The sequence below is a fragment of the Polynucleobacter sp. MWH-UH19D genome, assembly GCF_040409795.1.
Classification (GTDB): Bacteria; Pseudomonadota; Gammaproteobacteria; order Burkholderiales; family Burkholderiaceae; genus Polynucleobacter.
In genome coordinates, this window is record NZ_CP099571.1 from 1,765,462 (window position 1) to 1,785,485 (window position 20,024).

19 protein-coding genes, 1 other RNA gene and 1 pseudogene are annotated in these 20,024 nt (G+C 45.2%); 12 read left to right on the forward strand and 9 right to left on the reverse strand.

From position 1 onward, the window contains the following. Positions 1-3 precede the first annotated feature (3 nt). The 10 genes and pseudogenes from NHB34_RS08975 (at position 4) to ruvB (ending at position 9,627) form a co-directional block, all read left to right on the forward strand. Positions 4-1,005, forward strand: coding sequence for a phosphotransferase (locus NHB34_RS08975; RefSeq protein WP_353427299.1), 1,002 nt, complete (start codon positions 4-6; stop codon positions 1,003-1,005). Between the two features lie 12 nt (positions 1,006-1,017). After that, positions 1,018-1,734: an N-acetylmuramate alpha-1-phosphate uridylyltransferase MurU gene (gene murU, locus NHB34_RS08980; protein ID WP_353427300.1), complete on the forward strand. Its 717-nt coding sequence runs from the start codon at positions 1,018-1,020 to the stop codon at positions 1,732-1,734. Next, positions 1,727-3,088 carry an aminopeptidase P N-terminal domain-containing protein gene (locus NHB34_RS08985; RefSeq protein WP_353427301.1) on the forward strand — a complete coding sequence of 454 codons (1,362 nt, stop codon included), beginning with the start codon at positions 1,727-1,729 and terminating at the stop codon, positions 3,086-3,088. Before murU ends, NHB34_RS08985 begins: the two co-directional genes overlap by 8 nt. Positions 3,089-3,100: 12 nt before the next feature. Then, entirely contained in the window at positions 3,101-4,258 is a 1,158-nt protein-coding gene (locus NHB34_RS08990; protein WP_353427302.1) for an FAD-dependent monooxygenase, read from the forward strand. A gap of 153 nt (positions 4,259-4,411) precedes the next feature. Beyond that, positions 4,412-5,428, forward strand: a complete 1,017-nt coding sequence (dusB, locus tag NHB34_RS08995; protein ID WP_353427303.1) for a tRNA dihydrouridine synthase DusB — start codon at positions 4,412-4,414, stop codon at positions 5,426-5,428. 66 nt (positions 5,429-5,494) lie between these two features. Beyond that, positions 5,495-5,734, forward strand: coding sequence for a helix-turn-helix domain-containing protein (locus NHB34_RS09000; protein ID WP_353427304.1), 240 nt, complete (start codon positions 5,495-5,497; stop codon positions 5,732-5,734). Positions 5,735-5,790: 56 nt separating this feature from the next. After that, entirely contained in the window at positions 5,791-7,371 is a 1,581-nt protein-coding gene (gene purH / locus NHB34_RS09005; protein WP_353427305.1) for a bifunctional phosphoribosylaminoimidazolecarboxamide formyltransferase/IMP cyclohydrolase, read from the forward strand. A 14-nt stretch (positions 7,372-7,385) separates the two neighbouring features. After that, positions 7,386-7,844, forward strand: a pseudogene (gene ruvC, locus NHB34_RS09010) (crossover junction endodeoxyribonuclease RuvC); the annotation flags it as partial. A gap of 105 nt (positions 7,845-7,949) precedes the next feature. Further along, entirely contained in the window at positions 7,950-8,531 is a 582-nt protein-coding gene (ruvA, locus tag NHB34_RS09015) for a Holliday junction branch migration protein RuvA (protein ID WP_353427306.1), read from the forward strand. A gap of 25 nt (positions 8,532-8,556) precedes the next feature. Then, positions 8,557-9,627, forward strand: coding sequence for a Holliday junction branch migration DNA helicase RuvB (gene ruvB / locus NHB34_RS09020; RefSeq protein WP_353427307.1), 1,071 nt, complete (start codon positions 8,557-8,559; stop codon positions 9,625-9,627). Between the two features lie 11 nt (positions 9,628-9,638). Here ruvB and tyrS read toward each other — a convergent pair whose 3' ends face one another. Next, positions 9,639-10,871, reverse strand: coding sequence for a tyrosine--tRNA ligase (tyrS, locus tag NHB34_RS09025; RefSeq protein ID WP_353427308.1), 1,233 nt, complete (start codon positions 10,869-10,871; stop codon positions 9,639-9,641). 88 nt (positions 10,872-10,959) lie between these two features. Here tyrS and NHB34_RS09030 point away from each other — a divergent pair, with 88 nt between their 5' ends. Continuing rightward, positions 10,960-12,087 carry an anhydro-N-acetylmuramic acid kinase gene (locus NHB34_RS09030; protein WP_353427309.1) on the forward strand — a complete coding sequence of 376 codons (1,128 nt, stop codon included), beginning with the start codon at positions 10,960-10,962 and terminating at the stop codon, positions 12,085-12,087. A gap of 13 nt (positions 12,088-12,100) precedes the next feature. On the opposite strand, the gene erpA is transcribed toward NHB34_RS09030, so the two are convergent. The 4 genes from erpA to rplM all read right to left on the reverse strand — a co-directional run bounded on the left by erpA (position 12,101) and on the right by rplM (position 14,582). Continuing rightward, positions 12,101-12,475, reverse strand: a complete 375-nt coding sequence (gene erpA / locus NHB34_RS09035) for an iron-sulfur cluster insertion protein ErpA (RefSeq protein WP_353427310.1) — start codon at positions 12,473-12,475, stop codon at positions 12,101-12,103. 90 nt (positions 12,476-12,565) lie between these two features. Next, positions 12,566-13,624, reverse strand: a complete 1,059-nt coding sequence (gene argC / locus NHB34_RS09040) for an N-acetyl-gamma-glutamyl-phosphate reductase (protein WP_353427311.1) — start codon at positions 13,622-13,624, stop codon at positions 12,566-12,568. 118 nt (positions 13,625-13,742) lie between these two features. Continuing rightward, the gene (gene rpsI, locus NHB34_RS09045) at positions 13,743-14,144 is read right to left on the reverse strand and encodes a 30S ribosomal protein S9 (protein ID WP_173956463.1); all 402 of its coding nucleotides are present in this window, start codon (positions 14,142-14,144) and stop codon (positions 13,743-13,745) included. A gap of 9 nt (positions 14,145-14,153) precedes the next feature. Continuing rightward, positions 14,154-14,582 carry a 50S ribosomal protein L13 gene (gene rplM, locus NHB34_RS09050; RefSeq protein ID WP_173956464.1) on the reverse strand — a complete coding sequence of 143 codons (429 nt, stop codon included), beginning with the start codon at positions 14,580-14,582 and terminating at the stop codon, positions 14,154-14,156. A gap of 406 nt (positions 14,583-14,988) precedes the next feature. Between rplM and NHB34_RS09055 the strand changes: the two genes are divergently transcribed. Beyond that, positions 14,989-15,411, forward strand: a complete 423-nt coding sequence (locus NHB34_RS09055) for an OsmC family protein (RefSeq protein WP_353427312.1) — start codon at positions 14,989-14,991, stop codon at positions 15,409-15,411. Here the strand turns inward: NHB34_RS09055 and rnpB are convergent. From rnpB to NHB34_RS09075, 4 genes are all read right to left on the reverse strand, one after another. After that, positions 15,412-15,718, reverse strand: an RNA gene (rnpB, locus tag NHB34_RS09060) — RNase P RNA component class A. A 54-nt stretch (positions 15,719-15,772) separates the two neighbouring features. Further along, the gene (gene pyrC / locus NHB34_RS09065) at positions 15,773-16,840 is read right to left on the reverse strand and encodes a dihydroorotase (protein WP_353427313.1); all 1,068 of its coding nucleotides are present in this window, start codon (positions 16,838-16,840) and stop codon (positions 15,773-15,775) included. A gap of 2 nt (positions 16,841-16,842) precedes the next feature. Continuing rightward, on the reverse strand, positions 16,843-18,189 hold the full coding sequence (locus tag NHB34_RS09070) for a glycerate kinase (protein ID WP_353427314.1): 1,347 nt from the start codon (positions 18,187-18,189) through the stop codon (positions 16,843-16,845). Between the two features lie 9 nt (positions 18,190-18,198). Beyond that, positions 18,199-20,022 (reverse strand): ABC transporter ATP-binding protein/permease, encoded by a 1,824-nt coding sequence (locus NHB34_RS09075; RefSeq protein ID WP_353427315.1) that lies wholly within the window; start codon positions 20,020-20,022, stop codon positions 18,199-18,201. Positions 20,023-20,024: the final 2 nt, after the last annotated feature.

Sequence of the window (20,024 nt, forward strand, 5' to 3'; positions counted from 1 at the left end):
ACCATGACTGACTCTCGCTTAAACACCCTAAAAAACTGGCTAAAAGCCCTCCAGGCTAACTGGCAATTAGATCTCGACACTTTAGCCCCGGCCTCTGCCGACGCCAGCTTTCGACGTTATTTCCGCATTCAGTCCCAAAATCCAAAATTTGGGACCCTCATCATTATGGATGCCCCGCCCCAACATGAACCTCTGGACGCATTTATTCAGGTTGATTCACTGCTTGCAAATGCGGGATTAAATGTACCCAAAATCTTGGAACAAAATGCACCAGAAGGATTCTTGTTACTAAACGATCTTGGTAATCAAACTTACCTTGCGGCACTAAATAATCAAACTGCAAATGCACTCTATCAAGGTGCAACACAAGCATTAATCCAAATGCAACTTGCGAGTAAGCCAAACATCTTGCCAAATTATGATGAGGCATTGCTACAAAGAGAATTAGATTTATTTCCTGATTGGTATCTCAAAGCACATCTTCAAATTGAACTTACTGATATTCAAAAGCAACAACTCAAAGATGCCTTTGCTTTAATCATCGAAAACAATTTAGCTCAACCAAAAGTCTATGTTCATCGCGATTACCATTCACGCAATTTGATGGTTACAGCCGAACAGAACCCAGGGGTTCTCGACTTTCAAGATGCAGTATATGGACCCATCACTTATGACGCTGCATCACTTTGGCGAGATGCATATATCTCTTGGCCTGAAGAACGTGTGATTGATTGGGTCATTAAATTTTGGGAACAAGGCCGAAAAGCTGGACTATCAATGCCAGATGACTTTGGACAGTTCTATCGAGATTTTGAATGGATGGGACTACAGCGTCATCTCAAGGTACTCGGTATTTTTGCCAGACTGTTTCACCGCGATGGCAAAGATGGATATTTGAAAGATATTCCACTAGTACTCGAATACGCTATCGCAACTGCGAACCGCTATATTGAATTAAAACCCTTAGCGCGTATTTTGGAATCTACTCGAAACTCTCAGCAATAAATATTGGCAATCATGAATCAACGCACTTCTCTTCCATGCTTTTTGCTTGCTGCTGGCAGAGGGGAGCGTATGCGTCCTCTTACTGACAATTTGCCAAAACCTTTGCTCACCATTCAAAACAAATCTTTACTTACATGGCATCTAGAAACACTAACAAACGCAGGGTTTAAAAAGGTGGTGATTAATCATGCATGGCTTGGTCACAAAATTGAGGAATCTTTGGGCAACGGAAAGCAATTTGGTCTGCAAATTCAATACTCGCCAGAAGAAACCGCTCTTGAAACCGCTGGCGGAATAGTAAAGGCACTACCTTTACTGCAAGCAGAAGATTATTTTTTGGTCATTAATGGTGATGTGTTTTGTCCAAATTTACCGATTCATAAATTGCTCGACGAAGTTGACAGAATAAAAAATCAAGCAAATCCTGTATTGGCACATCTATTAATGGTGCCAAACCCCGTTCAGCATCCAAATGGTGATTTTTACCTTCAGAGTAATCGCGTAAGCTCTCACAAAGTAAGTAACTCAGAAAAACTCACCTTTTCTGGAATTGGCATTTATCACAAAGACCTTTTTCAAGACCTGGAGATTGGCAGTCCAGCTAAATTAGCGCCATTATTACGGGCTGCTATGGAACAAGGCAAAGTGTCTGGTGAAAAATATCTTGGTCCATGGCACGATGTAGGTACGCCACAACGCTTACAAGAACTCAATGCCGCATATGAATAAAACAGATATTTACCAACTTCGCAGAAATGCCTTAGCTAAACATATTTTTGCCAAAACTGGTGGCGGTATTGCGGTTATCTCAACTGCCCCAGAGCTTGTACGCAACCGAGATAGTGACTTTCCCTATCGCCATGACAGTGACTTTTTTTATTTAACAGGCTTTGAAGAGCCAGGCGCAACCTTGGTAATGAAAGTTTCTGCTAATGGCAGTTCACATTCACTTGAATCGCATCTGTTTTGCAGACCCAAAGATCTTGAACGTGAAATCTGGGATGGCATTCGTCTAGGGCCAGAAGCGGCACCCAAAGCATTGGGAATTGACTTTGCCTACAGCAATCACGATCTTGATCAAAAGCTTGGTGAACTTTTAGCAGATCAAACCGCTATATATATCCGACTAGCTCAAAACAAAGAAGCGGATGCGCAACTTAGGCGCTGGATGAAACAGGTTCGATCACAAGCGCGTAGTGGAATTAACACACCATCTGAGTTACACGATATTGAAGTGCTGATTCATGAAATGCGCTTGTTTAAAGATACACATGAACTCGATATCATGCGTCGCGCGGCGGCTATTTCTGCTCGCGCCCACATTCGTGCCATGCAAGTTTGTAAACCTGGTATGCGCGAGTACCAACTAGAGGCGGAATTGCTTCATGAATTCCGCAATAGCGGCGCACAAAGTGTGGCTTACAACAGCATTGTTGCTGGAGGTGCCAACTCTTGCATCCTTCACTATCGCGCTGGCTCAACCGAATTACGTAGTGGCGAGCTTTGCCTGATCGATGCAGGATGTGAATTGGACAGCTACGCTTCGGATATCACGCGTACCTTTCCAGTCAATGGGAGGTACTCTGGTCCGCAGCGCGCTTTATATGAGATTACTCTTGCAGCTCAAGAGGCAGCAATTTCTATGGCCAAAGCTGGCAACACTTTCATGCAGCCTCATGAGGCTGCAGTCAAAGTGCTCACACAAGGTTTATTAGATGAAAAGCTGATTAAGCTAAGTGATGTCGGCTCATTAGAGAATGCTATCGAAACAAGCGCCTACAGACGCTTTTATATGCACCGCACTTCTCATTGGCTTGGAATGGATGTCCATGATGTGGGCTCTTATAGAGAAGAAATTTCCAAGCCCCAAACAGAAAAGCCTTGGCGCATTCTGAGAAGCGGCATGGTAATCACGATCGAGCCAGGTCTTTACATTAGGCCTGCTGATGATATTGATGAAGCCTTCTGGAATATCGGCATTCGCATAGAAGATGACGCGGTAATTAATGAGACTGGCTGTGAACTCATTTCTCGTGGAGTGCCAGTCAAAGTCGATGAAATTGAAGCACTCATGAAGCACTAGTCTTTTGCATATATGAACACTCAATCTTGCGATATTGTGATTCAAGGTGGTGGCCCCGTTGGGCTGGCTTGTGCTGCCTGGATATTGCAAAAACTTCCTGAAGCAAAACTTACCCTAATTGATCGAAATCCTAGTAATGATGCTGACTTAAAAGCGGGTGATAGTCGCGGGATCGCACTTTCTCATGGAAGCAAGCTACTACTCGAGACAATTCAGGCGTGGCCTAGAGATTACGCTGAAATTCATCGAGTACATGTCTCACAAGCAGGTCGCTTTGGACGAGCATTAATGACTCGGGAAGAGCTTAATCAAAGCGCGCTCGGGCACATTGTTCGTTATCACGACATTCATCTTGCTTTACGTCAAGCCTTGCGAATTATTCAAAAGAAAAGTTCTTGTTTCCAATGGCAGCATGTGACCAATGATGACGCACTAAATGCCATACAAGCTAAATGTATTGTGCATGCCGAAGGTGGTTTATTTAAGAAACAAGATTGGGTTGAGTCTGGAAGAGACTATGGGCAGTCTGCCCTTGTTGGTTTGGTCGAAGTAGAAAAGGCAGCACCTCACCAAGCTTGGGAACGATTTACCTCAGAAGGGCCATTAGCCATTCTGCCAAGCCACTACGGCCCTAATATATTGAATCTCGTATGGTGTGGCTCACCTGAATCTTCGCAATACCGCTTACAACTTAGTGATACTGATTTTCTTGCGTCATTACAAAACGAATTTGGCTCTCGTATCGGTAAATTTTTGAAAGTGCAAGATCGTCGCTTATATGAACTCGGCTTGAACTATCGCAAAGAAATTATTAAAGATACTGAAGTGTGGATCGGGAATGCCGCTCAAACCCTTCATCCCGTTGCAGGCCAAGGACTGAATCTTGGATTAAGAGATTCTTTTTTGCTTGCGGAAAAATTAAGTCGTGTTTTTGCAGGCCCCATTGATGAACAAAATCCTACGCAAATTCATAGCGCGCTCGAAGAATACGCACAAAGCCGAAAGGCAGACAGAACTGCAACCATTGGCTTGACGGACTTTATGGCCAGAATTTTTACTTCAAATTTAGCGCCTATTGTCTTTGCTCGAGGATTAGCTTTATCAGCGCTTCAATGGCTTCCACCAGTCAAAACAGCCTTAGCTCGCCAAATGATGTTTGGCAGGCGCTAAGAGGCTCCTAAAGCCTTTTAAAGAGGTTTAAATCCGAACTTTGTAGTACTTGATCTTCTGCCTAAAAAATAGGCAAATTAGCTTACAAATGTGCTAAAGTGTCATGCTTTCCGCAAGACACACCAATATTTCTCCAGCACCAATTCGCAATAAATGAAGATTGGCCCTCACACCCTCTCAAATCGACTTTTTGTCGCCCCAATGGCTGGGGTTACAGATCGCCCATTTAGACAACTTTGCAAAACATTGGGGGCTGGTTACGCGGTTTCAGAAATGGTGGCATCCAATGCCTTGCTATGGAAAAGCGAAAAAACACAACGACGTGCTAATCACCAAGGCGAGTTCAAACCCATCGCAGTTCAAATTGCTGGCGCAGATCCTGCAATGATGGCTGCTGCTGCAAAAGTGAACGTGGATCATGGCGCACAAATCATCGACATCAACATGGGATGCCCAGCAAAAAAAGTCTGCAATGTCGCCGCCGGTTCTGCACTCCTGCGTGACGAGCCATTAGTCAAAACGATTTTGGAAGCTGTGGTGAATGCTGTGGGGGTTGGTCCAGATGCTATACCGGTTACCTTAAAGATTCGCACAGGCTGGGATCGTGAACATAAAAATGCTTTAGAGGTCGCTCGTATTGCAGAACAGTCTGGCATCTCCATGCTGACAGTTCATGGCCGCACACGTGCAGATTTGTATCACGGCGAAGCGGAATACGACACAATTCAAGCCGTTAAAAATAGCGTCAAGATTCCGGTGGTTGCCAATGGCGATATTGATAGTCCCGAAAAAGCGGAATATGTACTGAATAATACTGGCGCAGATGCCATCATGATTGGTCGCGCAGCGCAAGGTAGGCCCTGGATCTTTCGAGAGATCAATCACTATCTCATTACTGGTGAAAGATTACCCATACCTGAAATTAATGAAATCCAAAGCATCATGAATGCCCACCTTGTTGATCATTACGAATTCTATGGCGAGCACATTGGCCTGCGAACAGCTCGCAAACACATTGGCTGGTATTGCAAAGGCCTCAGAAATTCTCACGCATTTCGTCAGCGCATGAATACTGCTGACGACTGTAAAACACAACTCCAAATGGTGAATGATTATTTTGATGAAATGAAATCACACTCTGATCGTCTCATCTTTTTAGAAGCTGCTTAATTTACTTATTTTTACTGATTCATTTTTCTTATTTACATTTTCATTATTAGTATTCATTGATTTTTTATGAACAACAAGCACCCGATAACTGAATGCATTGAAACCCACCTCCAAGGCTACTTAAATGATCTCAAAGGAACTGCACCATCCGATGTCTATCAAATGGTACTAGCGGTAGTAGAAAAACCGATGTTAGAGATCGTCATGCGCCATGCAAAGCAGAACCAATCTCTCGCAGCCCAATACCTAGGCATTAACCGCAACACCTTACATAAAAAGTTAGTTGAGCATCAGCTATTGAAGTAATTTACTGATTTCTTTCAAGCCATTTAGCCATTGATTTATTTATTCCTTTAAACAATATGATCCGTACAGCACTTCTTTCCGTCTCTGATAAAAATGGCATTGTCCCTTTTGCTAAAGCCCTCCATGAGCAAGGCATCAAGTTGATCTCAACCGGCGGCACCGCAAAATTATTAGCAGAGAATCAATTACCAGTGGTCGAGGTATCTTCCCTAACCAAATTTCCAGAAATGCTCGATGGGCGCGTTAAAACCTTACACCCAATGGTGCATGGTGGCCTACTAGCACGCAGAGATTTTCCTGAGCACATGGCAGCACTCAAAGAGCATGGCATCGACACCATTGATATGCTAGTAATTAATTTATATCCATTTAATGAAACTGTTGCTAAAGAAAATTGCTCTTTTGAAGATGCAGTCGAAAATATTGATATTGGTGGCCCAGCAATGTTGCGTGCGGGCGCTAAGAATCATCAAGATGTCACCGTGCTGATTTCACCTGATGATTACGCACCTGTTCTTGCTGAGATGAAAGCAAATAAAAACCTTGTCTCCTATAAAACAAATCTCGGTCTTGCTAAAAAAGTATTTGCGCACACCGCTCAATACGATGGCGCTATTGCCAACTACTTATCTGCTTTGGGCGATGATTTAGATCACAAGGCACGTTCACCGTATCCAGAAACCTTGCATCTTGCTTTTGAGAAAGTCCAAGAGATGCGCTATGGTGAGAACCCGCATCAGTCAGCTGCTTTTTACAAGGATATCCATCCTGTTGCTGGCGCACTCGCCAATTACAAACAACTTCAAGGTAAAGAGCTGTCATATAACAATATTGCCGATGCTGACTCTGCTTGGGAATGTGTGAAAAGTTTTACTGGCAATGCAGGTGGTGCTGCAGCCTGCGTGATCATCAAACACGCAAATCCCTGTGGCGTGGCAGTTGGTGCAACTGCGCTTGAGGCTTATCAAAAGGCATTTAAAACCGACCCGAGCTCTGCTTTTGGCGGAATTATTGCCTTCAATGTGCCATGTGATGGTGCCGCTGCTGAGGCGATCTCAAAACAATTCGTTGAGGTTTTAATTGCACCTAGCTTTAGCGAAGAAGCGAAAGCTATTTTTGCAAGCAAGCAAAATGTTCGCCTCCTCGAAATTTCATTAGGTAATGCATTCAATGCTTATGACTTCAAACGTGTTGGTGGTGGATTATTAGTCCAATCACCAGACGCAAAAAATGTCCTGCAAAGTGAAATGCGAGTGGTGAGCAAAAGACAGCCTACCCCAAGCGAAATGAATGACATGATGTTTGCATGGCGTGTTGCTAAATTTGTTAAATCCAATGCGATTGTGTATTGCGCTAATGGTATGACTCTAGGCATTGGCGCAGGCCAAATGAGCCGCGTAGACTCCGCCCGTATGGCCAGTATCAAGGCTGAAAACGCTGGCTTGAGCCTAAAAGGCTCGGCAGTAGCGAGTGATGCTTTCTTTCCGTTTCGTGATGGTCTAGACGTCGTAGTGAATGGTGGCGCCAGCTGCGCAATTCAGCCAGGCGGCAGTATGCGCGATGAAGAAATCATTGCCGCTGCTGATGAACACGGGATTGCCATGATTTTCACTGGCACACGACACTTCCGTCACTAAGTAGATCATTATTCATGCGTTGGATTGGAATTGACCCGGGTCTGCGTACGACTGGTTTTGGAGTCATTGATGTTGAAGGCCAAAGGCTGACTTATGTAGCCTCGGGAACAATCGAAAGCGGAGACCCTGCTAAGGGATTGCCTGACCGTCTAGGCACTCTTTATCAAGGCGTTAAGGAGGTTCTTGACACATACCAACCTGAGTCCGCTGCGATTGAAGAAGTCTTTCTGAATGTCAATCCGCGCTCTACCCTGATGCTGGGCCAAGCAAGGGGTGCGGTAATTGCGGCATTGGTCTCTGCAAACTTACCCGTGTCTGAGTTCAGTGCCCTAAGAGTTAAACAAGCCATTGTTGGGACTGGTCGAGCAGCTAAACCGCAGGTGCAAGAGATGGTAAAGCGTTTGTTAAGACTCAGTCGCGCCCCTGGAAGCGATGCATCGGACGCATTAGGCGTCGCCATATGCGCGGCACACCATGCGCAAATTCCCCAAGCAATCACGTCTGCCGCATCTAACTTAACTCCCAAAAAGCGTAAACGCTAGGCCATGCCAAAGCGCATTACAGGTTAAGATCTTCATATGATTGGTCGCATTCAAGGAATCCTCGTTTCAGTTCACCCTCCTCGCTTATTGGTTGATTGCCAAGGCATTGGTTACGAGGTGGATGTGCCGATGAGCACCCTATATCAATTACCTCAAGCAGGACAAAAAATTATCTTGCTGACTCACTTTCAGGTACGCGAGGATGCGCAGCAGCTTTTTGGTTTTGCGACTGAAACAGAGCGGGAAGCATTTAGGCAACTAATTAAAATTAGTGGCGTTGGTTCACGGACTGCATTAGCCATTCTTTCTGGCATGAGCGTGAATGAACTTGCCCAAGCAATTGCCCTACAAGAAGCAAATCGCCTCACCCAAGTTCCTGGCATTGGCAAGAAAACTGCTGAACGACTTTGCCTAGAACTCAAAGGCAAACTTGCGCCTGACTTAGGAGTGGCGCCAGGAAAAACTCATGCGCCCGATGCTCATAGCGAAGTTTTACAAGCACTTTTATCTCTTGGCTATTCAGAAAAAGAAGCGCTCCTAGCTCTGAAGCAAATTCCGCCTGACACATCGGTGTCTGATGGTATTCGTATGGGCTTAAAGTATTTATCTAAGGGCTAATCGCCAAACCGAATAAACTCATAGCATGGCAATTCATACTGACGACCTAAGCGCTATCCCCGAAGATTTACCAGAAGGGAGAGACCGACTTGTCAGCGGTGCCGCAGGAAATGCAGAGGCTATTTTCGAAAAAGCTTTGCGCCCCAAGCAACTTGACGAATACGTTGGTCAAACCAAAGCGCGCGCCCAATTAGAAATCTTTATCAGCGCCACTAGAGCGCGACAAGAAGCGCTTGATCATGTGCTGCTATTTGGTCCTCCAGGCCTTGGTAAAACTACTTTGGCACACATTATTGCCAGAGAGCTTGGCGTCAATCTTCGTCAAACTAGTGGACCTGTTTTAGATAGACCTGGCGATCTTGCGGCCTTGCTAACCAACCTGGAAGCAAACGATGTGCTCTTTATTGATGAGATTCATAGACTCTCACCAGTTGTAGAAGAAATCCTCTATCCCGCTCTAGAAGATTACAGCCTAGACATCATGATTGGCGAAGGTCCAGCAGCACGTAGCGTCAAGATTGATCTCAAACCATTTACATTGATTGGTGCAACTACACGCGCTGGTATGTTGACTAATCCCTTACGTGATCGGTTCGGCATTGTTGCTAGATTAGAGTTTTACAACACCGATGAGCTCACCAAAATTATCGATCGTTCTGCAAATCTACTAAAAGCAAAGATTGATCCTGATGGGTCTGTAGAAATCGCAAAACGCGCCCGCGGTACGCCACGTATCGCAAACCGTCTCTTACGTCGCGTACGAGACTATGCGGAGGTCAAAGGCACCGGCACCATTACCAAAGCCATAGCGGATGCTGCCTTAAAAATGCTCGATGTTGATCCTAGTGGATTTGATGTGATGGACAGAAAATTACTTGAGGCCATTTTGCACAAATTTGATGGTGGTCCTGTAGGTATCGATAATTTGGCAGCTGCAATTGGTGAGGAACGCGACACCATTGAAGATGTACTTGAGCCTTACCTCATTCAACAAGGCTATCTCCAGAGAACCTCTCGAGGTCGCGTGGCTACTCGTCAAGCCTATGAACACTTTGGACTAACTCCGCCAAGCACTACAGGCAGCCTAGATATCTAAGTCCAAGATTTTTAGCTAAGTGTGACCTTAGCAAATTTGCGTTTGCCCACTTGCACGACGTAAGTTCCTGCTTCAATTTTTGCTTGTTTGTCAGATACGGTTGTACCGTCAACTTTTACACCATTCTGTTCAATATTGCGCATCGCCTCAGATGTCGATGGTGCTAAGCCAGCAGACTTTAAGAGAGTTGCGATTCCCATTGGCGCACCAGATAAATTCACTTGCGGAATATCATCTGGAACACCACCCTTAGCGCGATGATTAAAGTCCTCTAAAGCCTTTTCTGCGGCAGCTTGCGAATGAAAGCGCGCGACGATTTCTTGCGCAAGCAGTACTTTGCAATCTTTTGGATTACGGCCTGCAGCAACCTCTTGCTTCATCAAATCAATCTCTGACATAGGACGGAATGACAACAAGGTGAAGTAATCCCACATGAGGTCGTCAGAGATGCTCAACAACTTGCCGAACATATCGCCCGGGCTTTCACTGATACCAATGTAGTTCCCTTTGGACTTGCTCATTTTCTCAACGCCATCAAGACCCACTAACAAAGGCATAGTCAAAATGCATTGTGGCTCCTGGCCATACTCTCGTTGGAGTTCACGACCCACGAGTAAATTAAATTTTTGATCCGTTCCACCGAGCTCTAGATCGCTCTTGAGCGCAACTGAGTCATAACCTTGCATCAGGGGATATAAAAACTCATGAATCGAAATGGGCACACCATTGCGATAACGCTTTGTAAAGTCATCACGCTCTAACATTCGTGCAACGGTATGTTTAGCAGCTAACTGAATCATCCCTCTAGCGCCTAAAGGGTCGCACCACTCACTGTTGTAACGCACCTCTGTTTTAGCTGGATCTAATACCATGCTCGCTTGGCGATAGTAGGTCTCCGCATTCACAGCAATCTCTTCTGCGGTTAATGGAGGGCGAGTAGCATTGCGACCCGATGGATCGCCAATCATGCTTGTGAAATCACCAATCAAAAAAATCACGGTGTGACCTAAATCTTGTAATTGGCGTAATTTATTCAAGACAACAGTATGCCCCAAATGAATATCCGGCGCAGTTGGATCCAAGCCCAACTTAATTCGCAAAGGAGTCTTAGTGGCCTGACTACGAGCCAATTTCTGGACCCAGTCAGCCTCTACCAGCAGCTCATCGCAACCACGCTTCGTGATTTCGAGGGCAGCAAAAACCTCAGGGGTTAAAGGATATTTTTGTTCTGGTTTATCCGTCATGCTGATTCTGATAACTGATACAGTTAAATTAGTATTTAAATTGCTAAAGCATAATTGTCGCATTCCTGAGAACAAAGCCCAGAACCCCATGAATCAGCCCCATTCCCTCTATATCGGCATCATGTCAGGCACCAGCCTAGATGGGATTGATGCGGTACTTGCCAAAATTGACGCAAATGGACAGGCCGTTGCCCTAGATGCTGTGAGCCTACCCTTTCAAGCAGAATTGCGTAAAGCCTTATTTGAGCTTCAAAGCCCCGGCCCCAACGAACTTCATCGGGATAAGCAGGCCGGCAATGCCCTAGCCCTTGCTTATGCAGATGCGGTCAAACAGCTGCTCGCAAAATCAAAACTACAAGCTTCTGATATTGCGGCGATTGGCGCCCATGGTCAGACAATTCGTCATCAACCTCAGCTCGGCGAACTTGCTTACACTCATCAAACATTGAATCCTGCCCTGCTGGCCGAAAAAACAGGGATTACCGTGATTGCCGATTTTAGAAGTAGAGATCTTGCCGCAGGCGGTCATGGCGCGCCATTAGTGCCAGCATTTCATGCGAAACAATTTTCATCCAAAGAAGATATTGCCATTCTGAATATTGGTGGCATCGCAAACTTGACTCTACTGCCAGCAAATGGAGAAGTTTCAGGCTTTGATTGTGGCCCAGGAAATATATTGATGGATGCCTGGATACATGAGCATCAAGGAAACGCCTTTGATGAAAATGGAAGTTGGGCCAGTCAAGGAAAACTCAATACAGCACTACTCGAAAATTTATTAGCAGATTCTTTTTTCTCGAAAGCGCCACCAAAGAGCACTGGTCGAGATGATTTTCATCTTGCTTGGCTAGAAGAGAAACTCAGTAATGAAAATCACCCATTAGAAGATGTGCAAGCGACCTTGCTTCATCTCACTGCACACTCATCTCTAGAGGCGCTTGCCCGCCATGCCCCGCAAACCCAGAAACTGATTGTGTGCGGCGGTGGCGCCCGTAATGCTGCATTAATGAAATTACTCAAATCTCAAAGTGAAAAATTCTTTAAACAGCCCCTAGAAATTACTACTAGTGATGCCGAAGGAATTGATCCACAACTCGTTGAAGGCTTGGCATTTGCTTGGCTTGCCTGGGCTCACCAACAAAAACGGCCAGCAAATTTGCCAGCCGTTACAGGAGCCAAGGGACCTAGAATTCTAGGTGCTTGCTATCCCGCTTAAATCAATTGAACTCTTAGGCGGAGAAAGAAGAGCCGCAACCACAAGTTGTTGTTGCATTAGGGTTCTTGATGACAAATTGAGATCCATTGATATCCTCTTTGTAATCAATCTCAGCGCCAACTAAATATTGGAAGCTCATTGAGTCCACCAACAATGTCACGCCATTTTTTTCAAACTGAGTGTCATCTTCATTTACCGCATCATCAAATGTGAAGCCGTACTGAAAACCAGAGCAACCACCACCCTGAACGAATACACGTAACTTCAAATCTGGATTGCCTTCTTCTGCAATCAAGTCAGCTACTTTAGCGGCGGCGGCATCTGTAAACACCAAAGGGGTTGGTGGTTCAGCCAAATCTTGGGTAGTTTGCGTAGCCAATTCAGTCATGATTTACTCCTAATTCAAAAGGCAATGTCTTATTTTAGGCTTTTAATGCCCAGCTTGCTGAAGGCTCATGAGTTGATACCCCCACCTCAATTAGGGCGATACCGCAATCTGCGTCAAACCCGTAGTTTCAGGAAAGCCAAACATTAAATTCATACACTGCACACCCTGGCCAGAAGCACCCTTAACCAAGTTATCTTCTACGACCAAAATGACCAATGTATCCCCACCGCCGGGACGATGAATAGCAATCCGAATCCCATTGCTACCCCGTACAGACCGCGTCTCAGGATGACTGCCTGCAGGCATCACATCGACAAAGGGCTCATCCTTATAAAAGTTCTCGTAGAGCTTCTGATAATCGACATCTTTACCGGCCTCAGTTAAACGTACATATAAGGTCGAATGAATGCCTCTTACCATTGGCGTGAGGTGTGGCACAAAGGTCAAACCAATTTGATCGTGCCCAGCAATTGCTTTCAAACCCTGAACAATTTCTGGAAGATGGCGGTGACCTTTTACTCCATAAGCCTTGAAGTTATCGCTTGCTTCAGACAGCAAAGTACCAATCTCAGCTTTACGTCCAGCACCAGAGGTACCAGACTTCGAATCCGAAATAATATGTTCACCATCAATCAATTGCTTGCCACCAGTCGACTTTGGTGAAAGCAATGGTGCAAGACCGAGTTGTACTGAAGTTGGGTAGCATCCTGCTAAACCAACAACACGTGCCTTCTTAATAGCTTCGCGATTAATTTCTGCTAAGCCATAAACCGCTTCTGCCAAAATTTCTGGGCAGCTATGCTCCATGCCGTACCACTTTGCAAATTCTTTCACATCCTTAAGACGGAAGTCTGCAGCTAAATCCAAAATCTTGACATTGTTTGCTAGCAACTCTTTTGCTTGAGCCATGGCCACCCCATGAGGTGTGGCAAAGAAAACCACATCGCAGTCATTGAGCTTGGCTTCATCTGGAGTAGTAAATTTCAGATCAACGCGGCCACGCAATGATGGAAACATCTCAGCTACTGGCATGCCAGCCTCAGTACGAGAAGTAATGGCAACGATCTTGACCTCAGGATGTTGCGCCAATAAACGCAACAGTTCCACGCCGGTATAACCAGTACCCCCAACAATGCCAACTTTAATCATGTCTTTCCCCAAAACGCCTAAATCGAGAAGCAATACTCAAACTTTATAAACCTCATTGTAGAAACAAAAAGGGCCGCTTGCGCGACCCTTTCGATAAAACAACAGTGACCGAAAGAAATTAGCGCTTGCTGAACTGCTTACGACGACGCGCGCCATGCAGACCAACTTTTTTACGCTCAACTTCACGAGCATCACGAGTAACCAAACCTGCTTTAGACAGGGTGGGCTTTAACGCATTGTCGTAATCGATCAAAGCACGTGTTACACCGTGACGTACCGCACCAGCTTGACCAGTCTCGCCACCACCAGATACGTTTACTTTGATATCAAAGGTAGTGAGGTGAGATGTGAGAGCCAAAGGCTGACGAGCAATCATGCGTGATGTTTCACGAGCAAAATAAGCATCGATAGGCTTACCGTTAACAGTAATTTCGCCTTTGCCAGACTTAATGAAAACGCGCGCAACAGAACTCTTGCGGCGACCTGTACCGTAATTCCAACTTCCGTAATTAATAGCCATTTGGTTTCCTTAAATCTCTAACGCTTTTGGCTGTTGAGCCGCATGCGGATGATTAGCATCGCCATAGACCTTCAATTTCTTGATCATGGCGTAGCCGAGTGGGCCTTTTGGCAACATACCTTTCACAGCCTTCTCCAAAGCGCGACCTGGGAAACGGTCTTGCATCTTGTCAAAGTTGGTCTCGGAAATACCACCTGGGTATCCGCTGTGACGGTAATACATTTTGTTCAAGCCCTTAGTGCCTGTAACACGTAACTTAGATGAATTGATCACGACGATAAAGTCGCCAGTGTCAACGTGTGGAGTGAATTCAGGCTTGTGCTTGCCGCGTAGACGGTGTGCCACTTCACTGGCGACACGACCGAGGACTTTGTCCGTTGCGTCAATCACGAACCATTCACGCTTTACCTCATGGGATTTTGCGGAAAAAGTTTTCATGATTTCTCAAATTGTTATAGTCAAAAAATACTCCAATCAAACAACTTCCACTTTGGCCCTGCTTATATTTGCAAGCTCGCAGATTCAGCGATTTAACTGGTACAACGATTGCCGCTGACTAATCGACAATCCAGTAAAGCCTTGAATTATAAACCAAAAAAAACCCAGGAGCTAGTCCTGGGTTGGAATCCACCTATGTTTGGGTGGAGGAGACACTGGGAGGTAAGTCGCAGTCTTATATAAGACTGACTACCAATATGGGTATTCTACACAAAGAACATTCTGCAACGCAAGAAAATTGACCAAAATCAATCATTTTATGTTGCTATGCAACAACTATTCATGGGTCTAAAATTGGTAAACTATTGATAATATTGATTAATTTAGTAAGTTAGGGGTCACTAATATGGAATGTCGAGTATCTTGGTTGGGTAATGGCGGCATGACTTTTTCTGCAGAAACCGGCAGTGGACACCTCGTAAACATGGATGGTGCCCCCGAAGCGGGAGGCAGAAACCTAGCCCCAAGGCCAATGGAGCTCATTTTGGCTGGTGCTGGTGGCTGCTCTGCCTTTGATGTCGTATTGATCCTACAAAGATCCCGTCAGGCTGTTAGCGGCTGTGAAGTGACCCTGCAGGCAGAAAGAGCTGCGGAGGACCCAAAAGTCTTCACCAAGATTAATTTGCATTTCAAAGTTAAAGGGAAAGATCTAGATGTAGCAAAAGTAGATCGAGCAGTTAAGCTATCCCACGAAAAGTACTGCTCCGCTACAACGATGCTGGCAAAAACTGCTGAGTTGACCTACAGCGTTGAAGTCATCGCGGAATAAGTGCAGAGTCAATCGATAAGCCGGATTCTGTCGCCTAAATTTTCATTTAGGGGCAATCATTCCTCTAGGCCGTCAGTTACCTGACGGCTCAAGCTCCCTACCCGCAGACTCAGCGGGACGCCTCATCGTCTGCATACTTGGGATTGCTCCAGGTGGAGGTTACCGCGTTTCACCGTAACTAAATACGCTCGTCTCTGTGGCCCTATTCCTCACGTCACCGTGGATGGCCGTTAGCCATCACCCTACCCTATGGAGTCCGGACTTTCCTCCCCCTCAATAAAGAGGCGGCGATTGCCTAATTGACTCTGCGCCTGCAGTCTAACGCAGTCAGAGCAAATTAGCTGATAAAAATAAAAGTGATTTATTCAACCAATGACCAAGCAATTGATTCCCCTGCGCGTAGCGGAACAATCGTCGCATCACCGAGTGGCAATTCTGCAGGAATAGCTTGAGTCTGCTTAGACATGGTAATTTTTTTAGTATTGCGCGGCAAGACATAAAAGTCAGGACCAAAGAAACTAGCGAAACCTTCTAATTTATCTAATTTGCCAACACTCTCAAATGCTTCGGCATACAAACCTAATGCATTGAAGGCGCTGTAGCAACCTGCACAACCACATGCAGCTTCTTTTGCACCCTTGGCATGTGGAGCGCTGTCCGTTCCTAAGAAGAAACGTGAATTTCCACTGGTGGCAGCATCAACTAAAGCAACTCGATGTTCTTCACGCTTTAATACTGGCAAGCAATAGTTGTGAGGACGAATACCTCCAGCAAAAATGGCGTTACGATTCATTAGCAGATGTTGCGGTGTAATCGTCGCAGCTAATGTATTTTTTCCATGAGTCGACGCGTCACGAACATAATGCGCAGCCTGCTTAGTGGTGATGTGTTCAAACACGATCTTTAATTCGGGAAAATCTTTGCGTAAGGGCTCAAGCACAGAGTCAATAAATACAGCCTCACGATCAAAGATATCAATATCGGCAGTGGTTACTTCCCCATGCACTAACAATGGCATCCCCACTGCCTGCATGGCTTCCAGTACTTGGTGGCAACGCTTAATGTCACTAACACCAGCATCACTATTTGTTGTTGCACCTGCGGGATATAACTTAAAAGCAGCAATACCTTCTGCCTTTGCTTTACGCACCTCATCTGCGGAAGTGTTATCAGTCAGATATAAAGTCATTAGCGGAGTAAAGCTATTGATGCCCAACGTTTTTAAGTTGGCATCAATACGGGATTGATACGCCTTTGCCAAATCAACCGTGGTGACTGGTGGCTTCAAATTTGGCATGATGATTGCACGCGCAAATTGGCGGGCAGTGTCAGCCAAAACATCCTTCATCACATCACCATCACGAATATGCAAATGCCAGTCATCTGGCTGGATCATTTCAATTCTTGAGGGCGTATTCGAATTCGACATAGTTATTTATTAAGCAAGATGATACGGAAATCATTGACATTCGTCAGTGTAGGACCAGTTTCCACTAAAGCTCCAAATTGCGCAAAGAAACCATAACAATCATGAGCCGTTAAATACTCATTAGGATTGGCGCCATGAGCTTTGGCCGATTCCCGAATATCACTATCAAACCAGGCGCCTGCATTCTTTTCGCTTCCGTCAATCCCATCCGTATCCGCAGCTAAAGCTGCTATCTTGGGCAAATCTGCGCTAGCAGCCAATAGCGAAAGGAGATATTCGCTACAACGTCCGCCACGCCCTTTAGTACCAGCGGGGATGGTCACAGTACATTCACCACCAGAAATCAGTGCAATGGGTTTATCGGCTTGATTCGTCTTTGCCAAATACTCACGCGCTAACTGCGCCTGCGCCACACCAACTTCCTGAGCCTCACCCGTGATCGTATCGCCCAATACAACAGGCTTGTATCCATAATCTTTTACATAATTTGCTGCAGCCTCTAGGCTCTTATAAGCGGTTGCAATCACATGGTTAGATACTCGTGCACCAACAAGATCAATATCTTTTAAAGTTTCAGGCTTCTGCCCCGCAGCCCCCTGCTTTAGATGAGTCATGACTGGTACTGGAATAAGCTCCTGCAAGCGATAGGATTCAATAATATTCAATGCATCTAAATACGTTGAGTAGTCAGCTGCGCAAGGGCCACTTGCAATATCAGCAGGGGCATCACCCGTTACATCTGAAATTAATAGCGCCTCTACTCGCGCTCCACGAGCAATCGCACATCTCGCTAGGTTGCCGCCTAAGATGGCTGATAAATGTTTACGTACAACATTCATCTCTTCGATTGGGGCGCCACTACGAAGCAAGGCTTCAGTAGTTTTGCGCATATCGTCAATCGAAATTCCTTCGACTGGCAAAGTTAACAAACTAGATCCGCCACCAGAAACCAAAGCTATTAATACATCATTTTCTTTAAGCGTTTGAGTTAATTCCAGAATAGCTTTTGCGCCATTCATGCCTGCCTGATCTGGAACAGGATGACCTGCTTCAACAATCTTAATATGAGAGGTTGGAGCGCTGTGTCCATAACGCGTCAATACGACCCCTTCAATCTTGACTTGAGGCCAATGCTCTCTGGCATAAGCCTCTAGTGCGCTCGCCATTGCTGCACTCGCTTTACCGGCACCCACAACCAAGCATCTCCCTGTAGGCTCTTGCCCCGCTGAAAAAATCTTTGCTAAATATTGAGGAACAATAACTTGTGGATCCGCAACTGCCACTGCTGCTGCAAAAGCATTTTTGAGAATAGTCTCGGTACTTTTTGGCTGAGAATGTTGTTGCGTCATGGGTTTATTCTAATCAAGCCCAGCACGCTCTTGCATTTGCCACATCTCGGCATATTTTCCTTTGGCTGCTAATAGCTCCAAATGTGTACCTCGCTCTACAACCTGCCCATGATCCATTACCAAAATTTGATCAGCATGAACAATGGTTGATAAGCGATGCGCAATGATGAGAGTGGTTCGATTTTTTGCCAAATTGAATAACTCTTCCTGGAATGCACGCTCTGTTTTGGAATCTAAAGCGGAGGTGGCTTCATCAAAAATCAGCATCGCTGGTTTTTTCAATAGTGTTCTCGCAATCGCAACACGTTGCTTCTCGCCGCCAGATAACTTTAAGCCTCGCTCACCCACCTGAGTTTGGTAAGAATCTGGTAGATGCTTAATAAAGCCATCAATTTGAGCCGCCTTAGCAGCCTGCTCTACTTCTTCAAAACTCGCCGAGGGGTCACCATAAGCTATGTTGTAACCAATGGTGTCATTAAATAAAACGGTATCTTGCGGAACAATACCAATGGCTTTACGCAAACTCAACTGCGTAACATCGGCAATATTTTGTTCATCAATCATAATTTTTCCAAACTGCACATCATAGAAGCGAAATAGCAATCTTGCTAAAGTACTTTTACCAGCACCGCTCTGACCAACAACTGCGGTCGTTGTACCCGCTGGAATATTAAAACTCACGTTATAGAGAATTTCTCGCTTACTGTCATAATGAAACGACACATTCTCAAAACGTACATCAGGCCCGTAACTCGGGTTATTAATACGCAAAGGATGCGCATTCGGAGAATCCGCAATTTCCTTTTCCGTGGTGAGCAATGAAAACATGCGATCCATATCTGTTAAAGATTGTTTGATCTCGCGATAGATGACACCTAAAAAATTTAAGGGAATATATAACTGAATCATCAAGGTATTTACCAATACCAGATCACCCAGCGTCATCGTCCCATTGACGACTCCAAGGGTAGCGCGCCACAAAATCAACACCAAACCTATTGCAATAATGGTTTGCTGCCCTAAATTTAGGAAAGCTAAAGTTTTCTGAGATTTGATGGCTGCTGATTGATAGCGCAAAAGATTGTCATCGTAGCGAGCAGTTTCAAAAGCCTCATTACCAAAATATTTAACAGTCTCAAAATTCAATAATGAATCAATTGCTTTTTGATTGGCTTTTGAGTCCATCTCATTCATGGCGCGACGATAGTGTGTGCGCCACTCGGTAACCACAATCGTGAACGCAATATATAAAACTAAAGCCACAAGAGTGATTGCCGCAAACCAGATGTCATATGAGTATGCAAAATAGCCAAGCACTAGACAAAATTCAATCAAGGTCGGCAAGATGCTATAGAGAGAATATGAAATGAGCGATTGAATACCTCGGGTACCGCGCTCAATATCACGGCTCACACCACCCGTTTGGCGAGCCAAATGAAAACTCAGAGCCAATGAATGTAAATGCTCAAAAACTTGAAGCGCCACCTTTCGCACTGCATTTTGAGTAACGTGAGCAAACAAGGCTTCACGTAGCTCAGTAAACAAAGAGGCGGAAATTCTTAATAAACCATAAGCAACAATGATGCTGACAGGAACTACTAAGAGCGCCTGGGGGGAGCTTGCTTTGATATCCAAAGAGTCAATTAACTCTTTCATCAAAATCGGGATACCCAAATTAGCAAACTTCGCAGCAACTAAGCAACTTAGAGCCAGAATGACTCTGAAGCGGTATTCGAGCAAATAAGGAAGAAGGTCACGAATAACGCGCCAATCACCACGATGAGGTTTATTTGGCTCGCCGCTAGACCGATGGTGGCCCGATGAATGTCTCATCG

What these genes read in the sequence shown, in the direction of transcription:
- NHB34_RS08975 (WP_353427299.1), top strand. Translation starts at nt 4, where the DNA reads ATGACTGACTCTCGCTTAAACACCCTAAAAAACTGGCTAAAAGCCCTC.
- murU (WP_353427300.1), top strand. Translation starts at nt 1,018, where the DNA reads ATGAATCAACGCACTTCTCTTCCATGCTTTTTGCTTGCTGCTGGCAGA.
- NHB34_RS08985 (WP_353427301.1), top strand. Translation starts at nt 1,727, where the DNA reads ATGAATAAAACAGATATTTACCAACTTCGCAGAAATGCCTTAGCTAAA.
- NHB34_RS08990 (WP_353427302.1), top strand. Translation starts at nt 3,101, where the DNA reads ATGAACACTCAATCTTGCGATATTGTGATTCAAGGTGGTGGCCCCGTT.
- dusB (WP_353427303.1), top strand. Translation starts at nt 4,412, where the DNA reads ATGAAGATTGGCCCTCACACCCTCTCAAATCGACTTTTTGTCGCCCCA.
- NHB34_RS09000 (WP_353427304.1), top strand. Translation starts at nt 5,495, where the DNA reads ATGAACAACAAGCACCCGATAACTGAATGCATTGAAACCCACCTCCAA.
- purH (WP_353427305.1), top strand. Translation starts at nt 5,791, where the DNA reads ATGATCCGTACAGCACTTCTTTCCGTCTCTGATAAAAATGGCATTGTC.
- ruvA (WP_353427306.1), top strand. Translation starts at nt 7,950, where the DNA reads ATGATTGGTCGCATTCAAGGAATCCTCGTTTCAGTTCACCCTCCTCGC.
- ruvB (WP_353427307.1), top strand. Translation starts at nt 8,557, where the DNA reads ATGGCAATTCATACTGACGACCTAAGCGCTATCCCCGAAGATTTACCA.
- tyrS (WP_353427308.1), bottom strand. Translation starts at nt 10,871, where the DNA reads ATGACGGATAAACCAGAACAAAAATATCCTTTAACCCCTGAGGTTTTT.
- NHB34_RS09030 (WP_353427309.1), top strand. Translation starts at nt 10,960, where the DNA reads ATGAATCAGCCCCATTCCCTCTATATCGGCATCATGTCAGGCACCAGC.
- erpA (WP_353427310.1), bottom strand. Translation starts at nt 12,475, where the DNA reads ATGACTGAATTGGCTACGCAAACTACCCAAGATTTGGCTGAACCACCA.
- argC (WP_353427311.1), bottom strand. Translation starts at nt 13,624, where the DNA reads ATGATTAAAGTTGGCATTGTTGGGGGTACTGGTTATACCGGCGTGGAA.
- rpsI (WP_173956463.1), bottom strand. Translation starts at nt 14,144, where the DNA reads ATGGCTATTAATTACGGAAGTTGGAATTACGGTACAGGTCGCCGCAAG.
- rplM (WP_173956464.1), bottom strand. Translation starts at nt 14,582, where the DNA reads ATGAAAACTTTTTCCGCAAAATCCCATGAGGTAAAGCGTGAATGGTTC.
- NHB34_RS09055 (WP_353427312.1), top strand. Translation starts at nt 14,989, where the DNA reads ATGGAATGTCGAGTATCTTGGTTGGGTAATGGCGGCATGACTTTTTCT.
- pyrC (WP_353427313.1), bottom strand. Translation starts at nt 16,840, where the DNA reads ATGTCGAATTCGAATACGCCCTCAAGAATTGAAATGATCCAGCCAGAT.
- NHB34_RS09070 (WP_353427314.1), bottom strand. Translation starts at nt 18,189, where the DNA reads ATGACGCAACAACATTCTCAGCCAAAAAGTACCGAGACTATTCTCAAA.
- NHB34_RS09075 (WP_353427315.1), bottom strand. Translation starts at nt 20,022, where the DNA reads ATGAGACATTCATCGGGCCACCATCGGTCTAGCGGCGAGCCAAATAAA.